This is a genomic window from Flavobacterium sp. HJJ, assembly GCF_015351475.1.
Taxonomy (GTDB): Bacteria; Bacteroidota; Bacteroidia; order Flavobacteriales; family Flavobacteriaceae; genus Flavobacterium; species Flavobacterium marginilacus.
In genome coordinates this window covers 43,668-62,887 of record NZ_JADKPR010000030.1, presented here as the reverse complement: position 1 = coordinate 62,887, position 19,220 = coordinate 43,668, and the positions used below count along the sequence as shown (strand labels likewise).

Sequence of the window (19,220 nt, the reverse complement as noted above, 5' to 3'; positions counted from 1 at the left end):
ATTTTATCTTTCTTTCTTCTCATCTCTTACTCAGTCTATCAAGGAACGTTACGCGTTTTGCGGGGTGCAAAAGTAACTCACTTTTTTAAATTCTGCAAGCTTTTTAAATCTTTTTTTTCGAAAATGTTTTCCGTTTTGATCTCTTTGGCCTGTCAGTACTTTAAGGAACGCTGTCGCTGTTGCGGGTGCAAAAGTAGACAGTTTATTCGTTTAAACAATGCCTTTTCGTGATTATTTTTTGTTTATTTTTTAATACACTGGTAACCTTATGGTTATAACTGCTCGTTTTGAGGATTTTTGAATTCTGAAAGGTAATCTGGGCGGGGTTAGTCGTTTTTGGCAGGATTTTAAGCTATCGAACATGTCATTTAACTCGTAGAAACCGCCCCCGCCCTGCGGGCACCTCTCCAAGAACAGGAAATCCGCCTCAAACTTATTATTGGTCTCTTTTCTAATTATCCTATACATATATAATAAAGGTAGATCTCTCTTATGAAATACCAAAACCATAGCCCAGATGGAAACGGCATCCTATTGTCACGGGGTTCGGGACAATAGATACAGTGGACAGCTGGAAATTGCTCCTGATCATTAGTTAATAAAAAAAGAGAAACAATTACCTTAATAATTATCTCTCCTATATATATTAATTAATTTCTTTTATTTTTTAACCCAAGCTTCGTCCAGCTTTTCATAATCTATTGGTTTTGCCGGCTCTTGTTTTCTAAGTCTGCCAGATTCGAACCCTCTTACTAATATAGTTTCTATTAAATAGTCCTCATTAACTACAAACGGTTCATATTTCATTTTCAAATCGATATTAAACATATTGGCAGTTGTATTTGACCAAAATGCTTTCCATCCGCTTTTGAGGTTTTTAATTAATTCATAAGTTGTAGTTCCAGTTTGTCTATCTATTAATTTAACTAAGATCTGTCCTTGTTTTCTGGAAAGCTTTTTTAATCGATCTTCAAACTCGTTGCTTAAATAATCTTCAACAATTTTGAAATATCTCTTTTTATCCTTGTTATTTGTAAACTTAGCCATTCCTCGATTTAACGAAGTCAGTCTTTCGGAAGCAATTCTTGCATATGGATATGTAGCATAAACTCTTCTTTGGAGTAATAAAAACTGCTTTTTATCCTCGTCACTCATTTTGTGTTTTTCGATTACTAGTTCAGGAAGCACAATCGTATCGCCAAAAATACTATCGGCTTCTGTCAAGACATAACCCATTGGAATATTATCATTTTTTGGGTCTTGGGCATGAACAGAAAGTGATATCAAAAAACAGAAAAATAAAATTTTATAAAACTTCATGGGGAATTATTTTTAACACAAAATTATACATTAAATATAGAACTATAAAGACAAATATTTAATTTAGCGAAAAATTATTTTATATGAGTACTGAATCAATATTGAATGCATCATCTATTACCTTTTTAGAGAAATACCTGAACAACGCATCCCCTACCGGCTTTGAAAGCGAAGGGCAAAAAATATGGATGGATTATTTAAAACCATACGTAGATACTTTTATTACTGATACCTATGGAACTGCTGTGGGAGTTATTAATCCTGACGCTCCATACAAAGTTGTCATAGAAGGCCATGCTGATGAAATCGCCTGGTATGTTAACTATATTACCGATGATGGATTAGTTTATGTAATACGCAATGGAGGTTCTGATCATCAAATTGCACCATCGAAGCGTGTAAATATCCATACTAAAAACGGAATTGTAAAAGGAGTTTTTGGATGGCCTGCTATTCACACCAGAAATAGAGATAAAGAAGAAAACCCTAAGATTAGTAATATTTTCATTGATTTGGGTTGCGAAACCAAAGAACAAGTCGAAAAATTAGGAGTTCATGTAGGCTGCGTGATTACTTATCCTGATGAGTTTATGATTATGAACGAGAATAAATTTGTTTGTCGAGCTATCGATAATAGAATGGGAGGCTTTATGATTGCTGAAGTTGCTCGTTTATTACATGAAAATAATATAAAATTACCTTTTGGTTTGTATATTACCAATGCAGTTCAGGAAGAAGTTGGCCTTAGAGGTGCGGAAATGATTACGCAAACCATAAAACCAAATGTTGCTATTATTACAGATGTTTGCCACGATTCAACAACACCAATGATTGATAAAAAAATTGAGGGTGATACTAAAATTGGTAAAGGACCAGTTGTTACTTATGCTCCAGCTGTTCAAAACAATCTGAGAGAATTAATTCTGGATACGGCTGTAGAAAAAAACATTCCGTTTCAGCGTCTGGCTTCTTCAAGAGTTACCGGTACAGATACTGATGCTTTTGCTTATAGCAATGGTGGCGTTGCTTCTGCTTTAATTTCGCTTCCGTTGCGATACATGCATACCACAGTCGAAATGGTACATCGTGAAGATGTTGAAAACGTAATCAAATTGATTTATGAAACGTTATTGAAGATTGAAAACAACGAAACCTTCTCGTATTTCAAATAATTGAAGGAATACTAAACATACATTCGGCTATTTGTTTTAATAGCCGAATGTATATTATCAATGCTCTATGAAAATTTTATTACTCGAAGACGATTTTACTTTATCTAAAGAAATCTCAGCATTCTTTAACTCAAAAGAATTCGAGTGTTTTCCTTATTATGACGGAGCATTATTATTAAAAAAATATTTACCCTACGAATATGATTTAGTAGTTCTTGATATCAATGTTCCCGGAAAAAATGGAATAGATGTCTGCAAAGGCATTCGGGAGATTGATAAAAAAACACCTATTTTAATGTTAACTGCGTTTAGCGAAATTGAAGACAAATTAGCTTCTTTTGATAATGGAGCCGATGATTATCTGGTAAAACCTTTTCACTTCGAAGAACTTTTTGCCCGTATTTTATCTTTATTAAGGCGGAAAGAAATTCCTCAGCAAACACAGCAGAAAATTATTGTTCAGGATTTAGAAATACTGGAAGATGAAATGAAAATTTATCGCTCCGGCATTGAAATCAAATTAACTCCTAAAGAATTTAAATTGATTTTGATTTTGGCACATGCCAAAGGGAAAGTAGTATCCAAACAGTTTATAGCCGAAAAACTTTGGGATTATCATATAGAAACCAACCAAAATACAATTGAAGTATATATCAATTTTTTGAGAAAAAAAATCGATAAAGACCACGATATAAAACTTCTTCACACCAAAATTGGTTACGGATATTATCTAAACGATCAGGAATGACCTTAAAAAACAGAATATCACTTTTAGTCAGCTTGCTGTTTACAATCCTTTTTGGACTGGCTTCAACTTTGATATTTGTTTTGTATTCCAATTTTAGAAAAGAAGAATTTCGGGATCGATTAGAAATAAAAGCCCTTTCCAATATCAAACTTCTGGTAAATGTAAAAGAAGTTGATGATCAGCTTTTAAAAATGATTGATCAGAATTCGATTAACAAACTGTATGACGAAAAAACATTAGTATTTGACTCAAACTACAAACTTATTTACAGCAGTATTGACGACGCCAAAATTAACTGGTCAATTAATGACCTGAAATACCTCAAAAAACACAAAACCTTCTTTAAACAACAAGGCAATTATGAAGTGTATGGTGTTTTTTATGATACCAAAGACAGAGATTTTTATGCCTTAATATCAGCAACTGATGATTACGGAAAAAGAAAACTACTTTTTCTTAGATATACCTTAATAGTATCATATATCTTTTTCACCTGTATTTGCTGGGTTTTAACCTCATTTATGGTAAAAAAAGCGATGAATCCTTTAAATATTTTTCATCAAAAAATAAAAAACATAAACGAGAATAATCTCGACACCAGAGTCAGTTTAAAAGACAATAAAAACGAAATTGATTTGATTGCCAACGAATTTAATTTCATGATGGACCGAATCGAGATTTCCTATCAAAAACAAAAAGAATTTACAGCTCACGCTTCGCATGAACTTCGAACTCCACTGTCCAGAATCACTTCTCAAATCGAAAATGTGGTTTCGGATCCTGCAACATCCGATAAAGGGAAGTCTTTTCTGAAAGTAATTTTATCCGACGTAAATCAGCTGACACAGCTGATACATTCCTTATTGATCCTTTCGAAAATCGACAACAAAGATCGCGAAAATAACGAAGTGCATCGAATGGATGAAATTCTGTTTTCGGCCATCGAAAACCTGAACAAGAGCTTTCCGGATTTTGTAATTCATTTTGAAATGGAAGAAAGCGACAGTTTAGATTCCGCTTTGGAAATTAAAGGAAATAAAAATCTTTTAGAAATTGCTTTGGGCAATGTTTTAAAAAATGCCTGTATTTACTCAGATAACAAGCAAGCCAAAGTAAAAATCAGCACCCAAAACAATCATCTTGTCATTTCAGTTTACAATACTGGGGAAACTTTGAATGAAATAGAACAAGAGAATCTTTTTCAGCCATTTATGCGCGGTACAAATGCAAAAGGAACTTCGGGTTTTGGCTTAGGTCTGCGTATCGTACAACGCATACTCACTCTGCATAACTGCACCATCACCTACAGTATTCCAGAAAAAAACAATAATTTATTTCAACTATTTTTTCATTAATACTCATTTTTAAGGTGTTTTTAAGGTAGATCTTAAGGTCTCTTAAAGTCTGATGATAGCATATTTGTATCAAATAAAACCGATACAATGAAAAAGTTATCTGCACTACTATTTCTGATTTTAATAAATCAGGTGAGTTTAGCTCAAAAAACAGTCACTCTACAGGACTGTGAAAGCCAGTTTCTTAAAAACAATCTCTTTTTGCTGGCCTCTCAATATAATATTGATGCTTCAAAAGCACTGACTATTCAAGCCCGAATTTGGGATAACCCGACAATTACAGCACAATTAAACGCTTATAATCCTGAAAGAAATCAATATTTTGATATTGGAAAAGACGGTCAAAAAGCTTTTGGTATTGAACAGCTGATTTATTTAGGCGGAAAAAAACGCAATGAAATAAAACTATTTCAAACCAATGAACAACTGGCCGAACTGCAGTTTAATGATCTTTTAAGAACATTAAAATTGCAATTGCGCAAGAGCTTCTACACGGTTTACTACAACACGAAGAGCCTTGAAACTACCGATGAACAGCTTTCGCACATTGAAGATTTAATCAGCTCCTACTCTATTCAGGCGCAAAAAGGAAATGTACCGCTAAAAGATGTTGTCCGCCTGCAATCCCTATATCTGAATTTTAAAAACGAGCGAATGGAAGTTGTAAATAATAATATTGAAGAGCAAGGCAATTTAAGACTACTGCTTAATTCTACTGAGAATGTGATCCCGGAAGTTTCAAAAGCGGAGTTCAATAAATACCTAAAAACTATTGATTTTAATTTAAAATCATTTGAAGAGGAAGCTATTGCCAACAGACCTGATTATTTAGCTAAACAAAAAGAAATCGAAGCAAATGAACTAAATGTAAAATGGCAAAAATCACTTGCTGTTCCCGATCTTACGCTGGGAGCAAATTACGATCAAAGAAGTGGTGCTTTTGAAAAAGAAGCAAATGTAACCATTGGAATTCCGCTGCCTCTTTGGAACAAAAACAAAGGAAATATCAAATATGCCAAAACCATTCTGGAACAATCTAAAGTTGAAAAGCAAAATTTTGAACTTCAATTACAAACCGAAATTACTTCGGCTTGGAATAAATGGGATGAATCCCGCAAAAACTATACGGTCATAAAACCAACCGTTAATGCAGATTTTGAAGCCGTCTACAATGGAATGCTGACGAATTTCCAAAAAAGAAATGTCAGTTTATTAGAATTCACCGATTTCATGGAAAGCTACAATCAGGCAACTATTCAGGTTAATGAGCTAAAGAAAAAGCTGGCACTTTCTGCCGAAGAATTCAATAGTACAATCAGTAAAGACTTATTTTAAAACTAAATACTAATGAAACATACACTAATTATAGGAATTGCACTTGTAAGTTTAACTGTTACAAGCTGTAAAAAGGAAGCCGAAAATCCTCAGACCAATACTTCCTTTGCTTTAAGCGATACGATGCTAAAAACCACTACAACCGCCATAGCACAAACTCAAAAAGTAAAAAACGAATTGAGTTTTTACGGAAAAATTACGGCCGATAACAACAAAATGATTGACGTGTACCCTCTTGTGGGCGGAAACGTTGTCAAGGTAAATGTCGAACTTGGCGATTATGTAAAAAAAGGACAGGTTTTAGCTACCATAAAAAGCACTGATATTGCCGATTTTGAAAAACAATCGCTCGACGCAAAAAGTGATTTACTGGTTGCCAAAAACAATCTGAAAGTTGCTCAGGAATTATTTGACGGAAAATTAAATTCTGAAAGCGATGTACTTCAGGCAAAATCGGAGGTAGCAAAAGCGCAGTCTCAATTGAGCAAAATTCAGGAGACTTATAAAATCTACAATATCAAAGCGGGATCTATTTATGAAGTGACGGCGCCAATCAGCGGTTTTATTATCCAAAAAAGTATTAATCAGGATATGCTTCTGCGCTCGGACCGTTCAGAAAACATATTCGATATTGCCGAAATCAGCGAAGTTTGGGCCATGGCAAACATCAACGAAATTGATATTAATAAAGTAAAATTAGGAATCGATGCCGATGTAACAACTTTGAGTTATCCCGATAAAATTTTTAAAGGGAAAGTCGATAAAATCTTTAATGTAATCGATCCCGAAACCAAAGCCATGCAGGCAAGAATTAAACTGCAAAATCCAGGATATCTATTGAAACCCGACATGAATGCAAATATTAAACTGTCCTATAACGAAGACAAATCGATGATAGCTATTCCGAGCAATGCCATTGTTTTTGATAAAAGCAAAAACTTTGTAATGATTTTTAAAGACCGTCATAATATAGAAACCAGAGAAGTTGAAGTCTATAGCGTTGTAGGCGACACCACCTATATTTCGAGCGGTTTAAAAGAAAATGAAAAAGTTATTACCAACAATCAGCTATTTATTTATCGCTCTTTAAACGATTAAACCATGAACAAATTCATCAGAAACATTATTGCTTTTTCGCTTAAGAATAAAGCATTTACCTTTTTTTGGGTCGGAATACTGGCTGTTGCAGGATTTCTTTCTTTCAAAAATATGCCAATTGATGCCTTTCCGGATGTCACCAATACTCAAATCATCATTATTACACAGTGGAATGGTAAAAGTGCTGAGGAAGTAGAACGATTTGTAACATCACCGATCGAAATTTCGATGAACTCGGTGCAGAAAAAAACCAGTGTTCGCAGTATTACAATGTTTGGACTATCGGTTATCAAAATTATTTTTGATGACGGTGTCGATGATACTTTTGCCCGCTTGCAGGTTAATAATTTATTAAAAAATGTCTCTCTTCCCGATGATGTCGAACCCGATGTACAGCCTCCTTATGGACCAACTGGGGAAATTTTCAGATATATTGTAAAAAGTAACAGCAGAGACAGCAGAGAATTATTAACCTACCAAAACTGGGTAATCGACAAACAGCTTCGTGCCGTTCCCGGTGTTGCCGATTTGAATGTTTTTGGCGGTCAGACAAAAACGTATGAAGTAGGTGTTGATCCTATTAAATTAGCCAAATACAACATCACTCCTTTGCAGGTTTACAATGCCGTAAATGCCGGAAACTTAAATGTTGGCGGTGATATTATCGAAAAAAACGGTCAGGCCTTTGTTGTTCGAGGTGTAGGGCTCTTAAAATCGATTCCGGATATTGAAAACATTATTGTTGATGATGCCGGAGGAAATCCGATTTTGGTCAAAAATGTAGCCTCGGTTTATGAAAGTTCAATGCCAAGAGTCGGGCAGACAGGAATTGGAAAAAATGATGATGCCGTTGAAGGAATTGTCGTAATGCGCAAGGGCGAAAATGCTCAGGAAACATTGGCTTTAATCAAAGATAAAATCAAAGACTTAAATGAAAATGTTCTTCCAAAAGATATAAAAATTGAAACTTTCTATGATCGTGATAATCTGATGAATTTCACGACCGAAACAGTAATGCATAATTTGTTCGAAGGAATTATTCTGGTTACCTGCGTAGTTTTTCTTTTCATGGCCGACTGGAGAACAACTTTTACGGTTTCAATTGTTATTCCGCTTTCGTTATTGTTTGCTTTTCTGTGTTTGAAACTAATGGGAATGAGCGCCAATCTGCTGAGTTTGGGTGCAGTCGATTTTGGAATCATCATCGACGGCGCTGTAGTCATGGTCGAAGGATTATTTGTCGTATTGGATCATCGGGCGCATCAGCTGGGAATGACAGCATACAACAAAATTGCAAAAGGCAGTCTGATTAAAAAAACGGGAACTGAAATGGGAAAAGCCATTTTCTTTTCTAAATTAATCATCATAACTGCTTTGCTGCCAATATTCGCATTCCAGAAAGTAGAAGGTAAAATGTTTTCGCCCCTCGCCTATACACTTGGCTTTGCATTAATTGGAGCTTTGCTTTTTACTTTAACATTAGTTCCGGTTTTATCGCACATTCTTTTGAATAAAAATGTAAAAGAAAAAAACAATCCGTTTGTAAACTTTTGGGACCGAATAATAAGTAAAGGTTTTGCCTGGACATTTAAACATAAAATAAAAACATTAATTGCTTCGGTTGCGATATTAGTTACCGTTTTCTTTTCGGCAACATTTTTAGGAACGGAGTTTTTACCACAATTAAATGAAGGGGCTTTGTGGGTAACAGCAGAATTGCCAATGAGTACCTCCCTGCCCGAAAGTGTACAGACTGCATCAATAATCCGAAAAGATCTGGAAAGTTTTCCCGAAGTAAAAAAGGTGCTGTCACAAACCGGCCGAAGTAATGACGGAACAGACCCGAACGGATTTGGGTTTATTCAGCTTCAGGTTGATTTAAAACCAAAATCAGACTGGACCCGAAAAATTTCGATGAATGATTTAATTAATGAAATGGATACCAAATTAAAAGTACATCAGGGAATTACTTATAATTATTCACAGCCTGTTATTGATAATGTAGCCGAATCGGTAGCTGGGTTTAAAGCTTCAAATGCGGTAAAAATTTATGGTGACGATTTAGACAAACTAGATGAACTTTCGAATGAAGTTTTAGCAAAAATAAAAAATATCCCTGGTATCAAAGATGCCGGAATTCTTAGAAATGTTGGACAGCCGGAAATCAGTGTAATTTTAGACAGAGAAAAAATGGCCGCTTATGGCGTAACATTAAGCGATGCACAGGCTGTTTTAGAACTGGCTTTTGGAGGAAAAACAGCCACTCAAAAGTATGAAGATGAAAAGAAATTTGATGTAAGAGTTCGTTTCTCCAAAGAATACCGCAAAGATGAAGAAGATTTGGCAGAGCTAAAAGTTCCAACAATCAGTGGTGCCAAAATTCCGCTAAAAGAAATTTGCGACCTTAAAACAGTTACTGGGCCGGCTTTTATTTACAGAGATAATACCAAACGCTTCATTGGGGTAAAATTCTCTGTCCGCGATCGTGATTTAGGAAGTACAATAGCCGAAGCACAACAAAAAGTGGCAGAAATCAAAATGCCGGCTGGCTACACAACAGGATGGACAGGAGAATTTGAAAATCAGGTTCGTGCCAGTGCCCGACTAGCTCAGGTTGTACCGATAAGCTTACTGGGAATATTTGTTTTGTTGTTTATTTTATTCGGAAACATTAAAGATTCTTTGCTTGTTTTAGCAAATGTACCTTTTGCGATCATCGGCGGAATTTTGGCTTTGCATATTACAGGAATGAATTTTGGAATTTCGGCTGGTGTAGGTTTTATTGCTCTTTTGGGAATTTGTATTCAAAATGGAGTAATCCTGATATCAGAATTTCATCATAATCTGAAGGCAAAATTCTCGCTCGAGGAATCGATTTTCATGGGAGTAAAAGCCAGAACAAGAGCTGTAATTATGACCGCTTTAATGGCATCTATAGGTTTGATGCCTGCAGCAATTTCAACAGGAATTGGTTCTGAGTCTCAAAAACCTTTGGCAATCGTGATAATTGGAGGTTTAGTTACCGCAACTATACTAACATTATTAGTTTTCCCGATTATATTCTGGGTATTCAACCGTAAAAAACACGCTAGAATTGAATAATGGTTTTGAAATAAGTTAATTGGTTAAATATTTTTTCGACAAAAGCATCATTTTTTTAATGGTGCTTTTTTTTGTAATCTTTTTAAATATTGTGATTCTTTTTTACATAAAAACATTTTCTTTTAAAGGAATAAAAGAATATCAAAAAACAGAAATAAAATTAATTTTTAAGCCTAATAAAGTTAGCTTTCTGTCGTAAATTTACACATACTTTTTAAACAAAATACTTTCCTCATGGATGTAGAAATACTAGCCCGCATACAATTTGCCTTCACAATCGCCTTTCATTATATCTATCCTCCATTAAGTATCGGCATCGGCTTAATAATGGTAATCATGGAAGGACTTTATCTCAAAACCGGAAATAAAGATTATGAAATCCTGACTCGTTTTTGGATCAAGATATTTGCTATAACTTTTGGAATCGGGGTTGCTACCGGAATTATAATGGAGTTTGAATTTGGAACCAACTGGGCAGTTTATTCGCGTTATGTTGGTGATATTTTTGGAAGTGCATTAGCCGCCGAAGGTTTGTTTGCTTTTGGTCTGGAGAGCACTTTTCTGGGAGTACTGCTTTTTGGATGGAATCGCGTAAAACCTTGGGTACATTTTGTATCGGCATTGGGTGTTTTTTTAGGATCAATGTTTTCTGCGGTTTGGATTGTAGTTGCCAATTCCTGGCAGCAGACGCCTGCAGGTTATCATATTGTTGGAACAGGTTTACATGCCCGGGCTGAAGTGACCGATTTTTGGGCCATGGTTTTCAATCCGTCTAGTGTGGACAGAATTATTCATACTTGGCAGGGGGCAATTTTGGCAGGAGCTTTTTTAGTTTTAAGTGTTCATGCTTATTACATTAGGAAAGGCCGTTATGTCGAAATATCAAAAAAGGCATTCAAAATTTCTTTAGCAGTTGCTGCAATTTTTTCGCTTACCCAATTGATTTCTGGCCACAGCACAGCTGATGGAGTTGCGGTAAATCAGCCTGCAAAACTCGCTGCTATGGAAGGACATTTTGAAAAAGATAAACCTGCCGATTTATATCTTGTTGGCTGGGTTGATAAAGAACAGCAAAAAGTTACCGGAATAGGAATTCCCGGCGGATTGTCTTTCCTTGTACATCAGGATTTTGATGCCCAAATAAAAGGCTTGAATAATTTCCCAGCTGAGGACAGACCGAGCCAGATAAACGCTGTTTTTCAATTCTACCATATTATGGTTGTAATTGGAATGTTTTTAATTGGACTCACATTGTACTCCAGTTTTTTATGGTGGCGTGGCAGATTATTTGAAAAAAAATGGCTTTTGTGGATTTTTTCTTTTTCCGTTATTTTGCCTCAAATAGCCAATCAGGTTGGATGGTTCACTGCCGAAATGGGAAGACAGCCTTGGGTTGTTTACGGGCAGTTAAGAACCAGCAAAGCTTTTTCTCAAGAAGTTTCTTCACAGCAGATTGTTTTTTCTTTGGTTATGTTCACTGTAGTTTATTCATTATTGCTAGCTTTATTTCTATATACTGTAAATAAAAAAATAAAGCACGGCCCTTATGACGAATCAGAAAAAGCAGTAACATTCAAATCCTTTTAATCTTTATAGTTATGGAAACTTTTTTAGGGATTGATTATCCAACATTGTGGTATTTAGTAATAGGATTACTGTTCTCTGGTTATGCAATATTAGAAGGTTTTGATTTTGGCGCCGGTGCCTGGCATTTATTTTTCAGAAAAGATTTAAGCCGCAGAATTGCAATCAATGCAATTGCTCCCGTTTGGGATGCCAATCAGGTCTGGCTCATTATTGGAGGCGGTGCATTATTTGCTGGATTTCCTATAATGTATGCGGCTATGCTGTCAGCAATGTATGTTCCGTTTATGCTTTTTTTGATGCTAAATGTACTTCGTGCTGCTGCCATTAAATTTAGAAGTGTCGAAGAAATGACGTGGTGGAGAAAAAGCTGGGACATAATCTACAGTATTTCCAGCATATCGATTGCTTTCCTGCTGGGTGTTGTTTTAGCTAATATTTTACAGGGATTTGCATTGGGGCCTAATTTCAGTTACCAGGGCGGTGTGTTTTTTTCTTTTTTAAATCCATACGCCATAATGGTTGGTTTTACTACACTATCTATTTTTATGACACAGGGTGCTATTTATCTATTACTGAAAACTGAAGGCAGACTTCACGCCAGACTTACATTTTTACTAAAAAAAGGAATGATATTCTTCATCATCAGTTTTGGAATTACAACTCTTTATACTTTGATTTTTATTCCTGAAGTTACTGCTAATTTCAGAGCCAATCCTATTTATTTTATTGTTCCTGTAATATCATTTTTGGCTGTAGCCAATGTTCCTCGTCTGGTTTCAAAAAAACAATACATGAGGGCATTGATCTTTTCGTCATTGACAATGGCTTTTTTACTGATTCTTGTTGCGCTGCAATTGTATCCGACGCTTTTAATTTCTACAATTGACCCAAAATTTAGCGTAACCATTTACAATGCTGCTTCTTCACAAAAATCTTTAGGGATAATGCTGACTATTGTTGCCATTGGTGCACCGTTATTAGGAGCTTATTTTTTCTTTTTGTACAGAACATTTAACGGGAAAGTAAAACTAGATGACACCAGCTATTAAATTATGCTTTAATTTCCAAAAAATGAAATACATATACTTATTACTTGCTATATTCAGCATCGTTTTACTTTGGTCAGTCATAAATCCAAAAGAAGGCTTTACCTGTTTCCTTGAAATTATTCCGGCGATAATTGGGATTACCATCTTGGCTTTAACTTTTAAAAAATTTCGTTTTACGAATTTTACTTATACTCTGATTTTAATTCATTGTATTATTCTCTTCATTGGCGGTCATTACACCTATGCTGAAGTTCCTTTTTTTGATTATATCAAAGAGGTATTTCATCAAAGCCGTAATAATTATGATAAAATTGGCCATTTTGCACAAGGTTTTGTGCCTGCAATGATTATTCGGGAACTCTTTATCCGAAAGAAAGTAATTTCAAACCAAAGCTTTTTCAAATTCATAATTGTTTCCATTTGTCTGGCAATCAGTGCTGCTTATGAATGGATTGAGTGGTTTGTTTCAATTGCTTCTGGGGACGGCGGAGATGCTTTCTTGGGAACACAAGGATATGTTTGGGATACACAGTCGGATATGCTGTTTGCTGCAATTGGTGCTGTTACTGCTTTATTATCACTTTCTAAAACACAGGACAGACAGCTCATTACAATGTAACTTCTGTTCACAAAAAAAAGCATCCTTATACTCTTTATAACGGTGCTTTTTTTTATAACCTCACTAAGTTTTACTGCATTTAACATTAATTCATTCCGATAATTTTTTTAGAATTAAATGAATTTATCAATACTGGTATTCTGTTGATTTTTTTAAAGTCTAAATCTCTAACTTCATTATTTTCTTTACTTTCAATAATTAGTTCTAATTCAGCTATTTCATCTTCCATTGTTCTTTCAACAAAAAGTGGACATCTCACATCCGATACCTTACTTTCTATTATTAAATCTGATTGTGCTATTATTTCTTTCATTGATGCTTCAAGAGCTAGAAATTCCGCTTCCTCTGTGTTAGAATTCTCTGTGATCTTATCTCCTTCTGCAATAATCTCATTCACTGTTTTACGATTAAAAGCAATGACTGTTTCAGGATTAAAAACTTCTCCTTCATCCTTTAAAGAAGGTTTTGCTAATTGTGTATCATCATTTTGTTTTTCAATATCATTATCCGACAAAATGATATTTTGAAATAAACTGCTTGATTTATTACCTCTATTTTCTGCATTACAAATATTTGAAAATAAAACTAATACTATTCCTGAAAGTAAAACTGATTTTTTCATGATTATATTTTTTTGATTGATTTAATTTAAATGAGACTCCATCAAGTATGAAGTCTCATTTTTATTTTTTATTATTTTTTTAAAAGCTGAATAGCCTCACTTGCATTTGATAATTCAGCATGTTTCAAAGCAGTGAATCCGTTTTCATCTTTTTCTTTAAGACGAGCACCTTTTTCCAATAAAATTTTGATAATTTCCACTTTATTGTAACGAGCTGCAAACATTAACGGAGTCATGCCATTTGATTTCTCATTTACATTCGCGCCATATTCAATAAACTTCTTCACAGATTCTACATCTCCTTTGCTTATAGCGATACAAAAAGGAGAAACTGTTATTTCATTAAATTCAACACTGTCTTTGAATACTGGAAATGAATTCAAATTTGAAGCCAAAGAAACACTTGAAAAAGCTACTAAAGCTACCCCTAAATAAACGATTGATTTTTTCATAATAATTGATTTTTGATTGATGATTATAATTAAACTTGGATCATATAATAATATCCTATGCAAATATATATCTTTTAAAAGGTATTATGTATTACAAAGTATTAAATATTAACATAAAATTAACACATGAAACGTTTCTATTGATAAAAAAACTGAAGAAATATCTTAATAGAACTATCATACAATTTAATTTTATTAAACCAAGTAATCAATAGACTTAATTTAAAAAGTAATGTTACTGCATTATTCATGAATTAACATTTATTTAATTTTTGGGCAAAAAAAAACTGCTTCATAATTTGAAGCAGTTTTATTGAAAACTTAAGTTTTCTGCTTATTTAAATGATCTTACCATTTACTATTTCATCAACAATTTCGGGATTTAGTAAAGTTGTGGTATCACCAAAATTAGAATAATCGCCTTCAGCAATTTTTCTTAAAATTCTACGCATAATTTTTCCAGATCTTGTTTTTGGCAATCCAGTTACATATTGAATTTTATCTAATTTAGCAATTGGACCAATGTGATCTGCAATATGCTGGTTAATCTCTTTCGACAAGTTATCCCTGTCTCTGTATTCACCAGACTCTTTAAGAATAACATATCCATATAATGCATTTCCTTTAATATCGTGCGGGAATCCAACAATTGCTGATTCAGCAACAGCTGGATGCTCATTAATTGCATCTTCAATTGGTGCAGTACCTAAATTATGTCCTGAAACAATTACAACATCGTCAACACGTCCTGTAATTCTATAATATCCTACTTCGTCACGCAGAGCTCCGTCTCCTGTAAAATATTTACCTGGAAAAGTAGAAAAATAGGTGTCTTTATATCTTTGATGATCTCCCCAAATAGTTCTTGCAATACCTGGCCACGGAAATTTAATACACAAACTGCCTACTACCTGATTACCTTCAATTTCATTGCGTTTGTCATCCATCAGCACTGGCTGAATTCCAGGTAACGGCAATGTAGCATAAGTTGGTTTTGTTGGGGTTGTAAATGCTAACGGAGCAATCATAATTCCGCCCGTTTCAGTCTGCCACCAGGTATCAACTACCGGACAGCGCTTCCCTCCTACGTGGTCATTATACCAATGCCATGCTTCCTCATTAATTGGTTCTCCAACTGAACCAATCACTTTTAATGATTTAAGCGGAAATCTTTGAACATAAGATAAATTTTCTTTTGCCAAAGCACGGATAGCCGTTGGTGCTGTATAAAATTGAGTTACTTTGTGTTTTTCAATTGTTTCCCAAAAACGGCTAAAATCCGGATAAGAAGGAATTCCTTCATAAATTACAGTTGTTGCACCATTCAATAATGGACCGTATAAAATATAGGAGTGACCTGTAATCCAGCCAATATCTGCGGTACACCAAAATATATCATTCTCTTCATAATTGAAGACATTCTTAAAAGTATAAGCAGTATAAACCATATATCCTGCTGTAGTATGAACCATTCCTTTAGGTTTTCCAGTAGATCCTGATGTATACAATATAAACAAAGGATCTTCGGCATCCATAATTTCGGCAACACTATTGTTAATTGCATTATCAAGTAGCGGTGCTAACCATTGGTCACGACCAGCTTTCATCTGAATTTCTGCATTCGTTCTTTTAGCAACTAAAACAGAGGTAACACTAGGACAATTCTGCAAAGCATCGTCAACAATTCCTTTCAGGTCTATGGTTTTATTCCCGCGGTATCCGCCATCAGATGTTATTACCATTTTGCATTGGCTGTCATTTATTCTTGAAGCAACTGCCGATGATGAGAAACCTGCAAAAATAACCGAATGTATAGCACCAATTCTAGCACAAGCTAAAACAGCTACTGCCAGTTCTGGTATCATTGGAAGATAAATACAAACACGGTCACCTTTCGTAATTCCCTGTTCTCTCAAAACGTTAGCCATTTTTGATACACGCTCGTAAAGCTCATTATAGCTTATGTGCAATGCTTCTTCAGAAGGATCATTTGGTTCAAAGATTATTGCCGTTTTATCACCTTTTTTTGCTAAGTGTCTATCAATACAGTTCTTAGTAATGTTAACTTTTGCATCAACAAACCATTTAACTTCGGCATCAGCCATATTAAAATCGACAACTTTGTCCCAGTATTGATACCATGTGAAGTTTTCTTCAGCTATTTTCCCCCAAAACTTTCGAGGCTCGCGTATCGATTTATTATAATGTTTAAAGTATTGTTCTAGACTATCAATTTTAAAATAACTCATCTTTTTAAATTTTTTATAAAAGTATTAAATCTCTTCGGTTTTAAAAACTATTAATTTGTAAAATACACTAAAAAAATAATAAAAAAACGCAGTTCTCCAAATTTTAATGTTTTTTTCATAACGTTTTAGATTTATTACCAAATTTAAAACAAGAAAAGGGCATATCTACAAAGTAAAATGCCCTTTTATTAACAATATTAAATAACAATTTTTTTCTTCTTTATTCAAAAACAAAAAAATCCAAAATAACTAGGATTACTTCACTTAACTTACAGCTCATTTGAAGTTAAGTGAATGTAACTATGCATAAATATCTTTCAATTGTCCAATAAGTGCTTACTAATTCAAAATATTTAAACCTTTATGATATTTTATGCAAATCCCAGCACACCCTCATGGTGTGGTAATCCCTAATTTATTATTTTTATTATACAATTTTTTTCATTGCAGTCATTGATTCTCTCAACCATGCTCCAACTTCTTCAACAGGGTGATTTCTGATAACTGCATTAATTTCAATTAACTCTTTATTATCAACTCCGTTATTTCCGTTATTAAAAGGACGCCCAACTAAATTGCTTGGTGCATTTTTCACGTACTCAGCGATTAATGGCTTACAAGCGTGATCAAATAAATAACAGCCGTACTCAGCAGTATCAGAAATAACGCGGTTCATTTCGAATAATTTCTTTCTTGCAATTGTATTAGCAATAAGCGGTGTTTCGTGTAATGACTCATAGTATGCAGACTCTTCGATAATTCCTGAATCTGTCATTGCTTCAAAAGCTAATTCAACACCAGCTCTTACCATTGCAACCATTAATACTCCGTTATCAAAATATTCCTGCTCAGAAATTTCAACATTTCCAGCTGGAGTTTTTTCGAAATTAGTCTCTCCTGTTGCTGCTCTCCAAGTTAACAAATTAACATCATTGTTTGCCCAGTCTTCCATCATTGTTTTAGAGAAGTGACCTGAGATGATATCATCCATGTGTTTTCTGAATAATGGACGCATAATATCTTTTAATTCTTCAGAAACTTTATATGCTTCAATTTTTGCTGGATTAGACAATCTATCCATCATATTAGTAATACCACCGTATTTCAACGCTTCAGTAATAGTTTCCCATCCGTATTGGATTAATTTAGAAGCATATCCTGCATCTACACCTTCAGCTACCATTTTGTCAAAACACAAGATAGAACCTGTTTGTAATAAACCGCAAAGAATAGTCTGCTCACCCATTAAATCTGATTTTACTTCAGCTACGAAAGAAGAACGCAATACACCTGCTCTGTTTCCTCCAGTTGCAACAGCATAAGCTTTTGCCTGATCTAAACCTAAACCATTAGGATCATTTTCTGGGTGAACCGCAATAAGAGTCGGTACACCAAAACCTCTTTTATATTCTTCACGAACCTCAGATCCAGGGCATTTTGGAGCACACATAATAACTGTTAAGTCTTTACGAATCTGCATCCCTTCTTCAACGATGTTGAAACCGTGAGAGTAAGCCAAAGTAGCTCCTTGTTTCATTAATGGCATTATTGCTGTAACTACAGCAGTGTGCTGTTTGTCTGGCGTAAGGTTACAAACTAAATCAGCTGTTGGAATTAATTCTTCATAAGTTCCAACTTTGAATCCATTATCATTAGCATTTTTAAAAGAAGCTCTCTTTTCAGCAATAGCTTCTGCACGTAATGCATAAGAAATATCTAAACCTGAATCTCTCATGTTAAGACCTTGATTCAAACCTTGAGCTCCACAACCTACAATAACTACTTTTTTTCCTGCTAATGCATCTATTCCATTTGCAAATTCTGATTGATCCATGAATTCGCAAACTCCTAATTGTTCTAATTGTAATCTAAGTGGTAATGAATTGAAATAATTTGCCATTTTTTTTAATATTTAATGAATGTAAAATTTATAATTGAAAATTGTAATCTGCATTCCTCTTATCCAATTGCAGATTGATTTTATTTTTATTTAAATGCTTCCAGTATTGCTGAAATTTCCATTTTTTCTTTCGAAATAGATATTCTTCCTGAACGAACAAACTGCATGATTCCATAAGGTTTCAGTTTTGCGTATAATTCCTCAATTTCAGATCTTTTTCCAGATTTTGAAATCACAAAAAACTCTCTAGATACCGTAACAATTTCAGATTTACTGTCTTTTATGATATTCTGAATCTGTCTTTCGTCAAAAAGCAGACTAGACGCAATCTTGAAGATGGCGCTTTCCAAAAAGATAGTCTCTTCATCAACATGATAGAAAGCTTTAATAACCTCAATTTGTCTCTCTATTTGGCCTACGATGTTTTGTACCCACTTTTCAGTGGTATTTACAACTATCACAAATCTTGAAACATTTTCAATTTCAGATTCAGAAACATTAAGGCTTAATATATTTATATGGCGTTTCAAGAATATACCCGATATCCTGTTTAATAAGCCAACGTTATTTTCTGAGTAAACAGAAATGGTGAACATTTTATTTTCCATAATT

The 19,220-nt window shown here is 34.3% G+C and carries 15 protein-coding genes; 9 read left to right on the top strand and 6 right to left on the bottom strand.

Annotated features, from left to right (window positions below):
* Positions 1 to 660: 660 nt before the first annotated feature.
* Positions 661 to 1,320, bottom strand: a complete 660-nt coding sequence (locus IRZ80_RS18630; protein WP_194643490.1) for a DUF4294 domain-containing protein — start codon at positions 1,318 to 1,320, stop codon at positions 661 to 663.
* An 83-nt stretch (positions 1,321 to 1,403) separates the two neighbouring features.
* On the opposite strand from IRZ80_RS18630, the gene IRZ80_RS18625 reads away from it, so the two are divergent.
* From IRZ80_RS18625 to IRZ80_RS18585, 9 genes are all read left to right on the top strand, one after another.
* Positions 1,404 to 2,492 carry a M42 family metallopeptidase gene (locus IRZ80_RS18625; RefSeq protein ID WP_194643488.1) on the top strand — a complete coding sequence of 363 codons (1,089 nt, stop codon included), beginning with the start codon at positions 1,404 to 1,406 and terminating at the stop codon, positions 2,490 to 2,492.
* A 67-nt stretch (positions 2,493 to 2,559) separates the two neighbouring features.
* Positions 2,560 to 3,240 (top strand): response regulator transcription factor, encoded by a 681-nt coding sequence (locus tag IRZ80_RS18620; RefSeq protein ID WP_194643486.1) that lies wholly within the window; start codon positions 2,560 to 2,562, stop codon positions 3,238 to 3,240.
* Positions 3,237 to 4,595, top strand: a complete 1,359-nt coding sequence (locus IRZ80_RS18615) for a sensor histidine kinase (protein WP_194643485.1) — start codon at positions 3,237 to 3,239, stop codon at positions 4,593 to 4,595. The genes IRZ80_RS18620 and IRZ80_RS18615 overlap by 4 nt, the downstream gene beginning before the upstream one ends.
* Before the next feature lie 87 nt (positions 4,596 to 4,682).
* Entirely contained in the window at positions 4,683 to 5,930 is a 1,248-nt protein-coding gene (locus IRZ80_RS18610) for a TolC family protein (protein WP_194643483.1), read from the top strand.
* Positions 5,931 to 5,942: 12 nt separating this feature from the next.
* The gene (locus IRZ80_RS18605; protein ID WP_194643481.1) at positions 5,943 to 7,028 is read left to right on the top strand and encodes an efflux RND transporter periplasmic adaptor subunit; all 1,086 of its coding nucleotides are present in this window, start codon (positions 5,943 to 5,945) and stop codon (positions 7,026 to 7,028) included.
* A gap of 3 nt (positions 7,029 to 7,031) precedes the next feature.
* A complete protein-coding gene (locus IRZ80_RS18600) occupies positions 7,032 to 10,130 on the top strand; it encodes an efflux RND transporter permease subunit (protein WP_194643479.1) in 3,099 nt (1,032 codons plus the stop codon).
* Between the two features lie 234 nt (positions 10,131 to 10,364).
* Positions 10,365 to 11,717 (top strand): cytochrome ubiquinol oxidase subunit I, encoded by a 1,353-nt coding sequence (locus IRZ80_RS18595; RefSeq protein ID WP_194643477.1) that lies wholly within the window; start codon positions 10,365 to 10,367, stop codon positions 11,715 to 11,717.
* An 11-nt stretch (positions 11,718 to 11,728) separates the two neighbouring features.
* Positions 11,729 to 12,766 (top strand): cytochrome d ubiquinol oxidase subunit II, encoded by a 1,038-nt coding sequence (gene cydB / locus IRZ80_RS18590; protein ID WP_194643475.1) that lies wholly within the window; start codon positions 11,729 to 11,731, stop codon positions 12,764 to 12,766.
* Positions 12,767 to 12,788: 22 nt separating this feature from the next.
* Positions 12,789 to 13,385: a DUF2238 domain-containing protein gene (locus IRZ80_RS18585; RefSeq protein ID WP_194643473.1), complete on the top strand. Its 597-nt coding sequence runs from the start codon at positions 12,789 to 12,791 to the stop codon at positions 13,383 to 13,385.
* An 85-nt stretch (positions 13,386 to 13,470) separates the two neighbouring features.
* Here the strand turns inward: IRZ80_RS18585 and IRZ80_RS18580 are convergent, their stop codons facing one another.
* From IRZ80_RS18580 to ilvN, 5 genes are all read right to left on the bottom strand, one after another.
* Positions 13,471 to 14,007, bottom strand: coding sequence for a hypothetical protein (locus IRZ80_RS18580; RefSeq protein WP_194643471.1), 537 nt, complete (start codon positions 14,005 to 14,007; stop codon positions 13,471 to 13,473).
* Between the two features lie 71 nt (positions 14,008 to 14,078).
* Entirely contained in the window at positions 14,079 to 14,459 is a 381-nt protein-coding gene (locus IRZ80_RS18575) for an ankyrin repeat domain-containing protein (RefSeq protein ID WP_194643469.1), read from the bottom strand.
* A gap of 338 nt (positions 14,460 to 14,797) precedes the next feature.
* Positions 14,798 to 16,708, bottom strand: a complete 1,911-nt coding sequence (acs, locus tag IRZ80_RS18570) for an acetate--CoA ligase (RefSeq protein ID WP_194643467.1) — start codon at positions 16,706 to 16,708, stop codon at positions 14,798 to 14,800.
* Between the two features lie 427 nt (positions 16,709 to 17,135).
* A complete protein-coding gene (gene ilvC, locus IRZ80_RS18565; protein WP_194643465.1) occupies positions 17,136 to 18,608 on the bottom strand; it encodes a ketol-acid reductoisomerase in 1,473 nt (490 codons plus the stop codon).
* Positions 18,609 to 18,694: 86 nt separating this feature from the next.
* Positions 18,695 to 19,216, bottom strand: coding sequence for an acetolactate synthase small subunit (gene ilvN, locus IRZ80_RS18560; protein WP_194643463.1), 522 nt, complete (start codon positions 19,214 to 19,216; stop codon positions 18,695 to 18,697).
* Between the last annotated feature and the right edge of the window lie 4 nt (positions 19,217 to 19,220).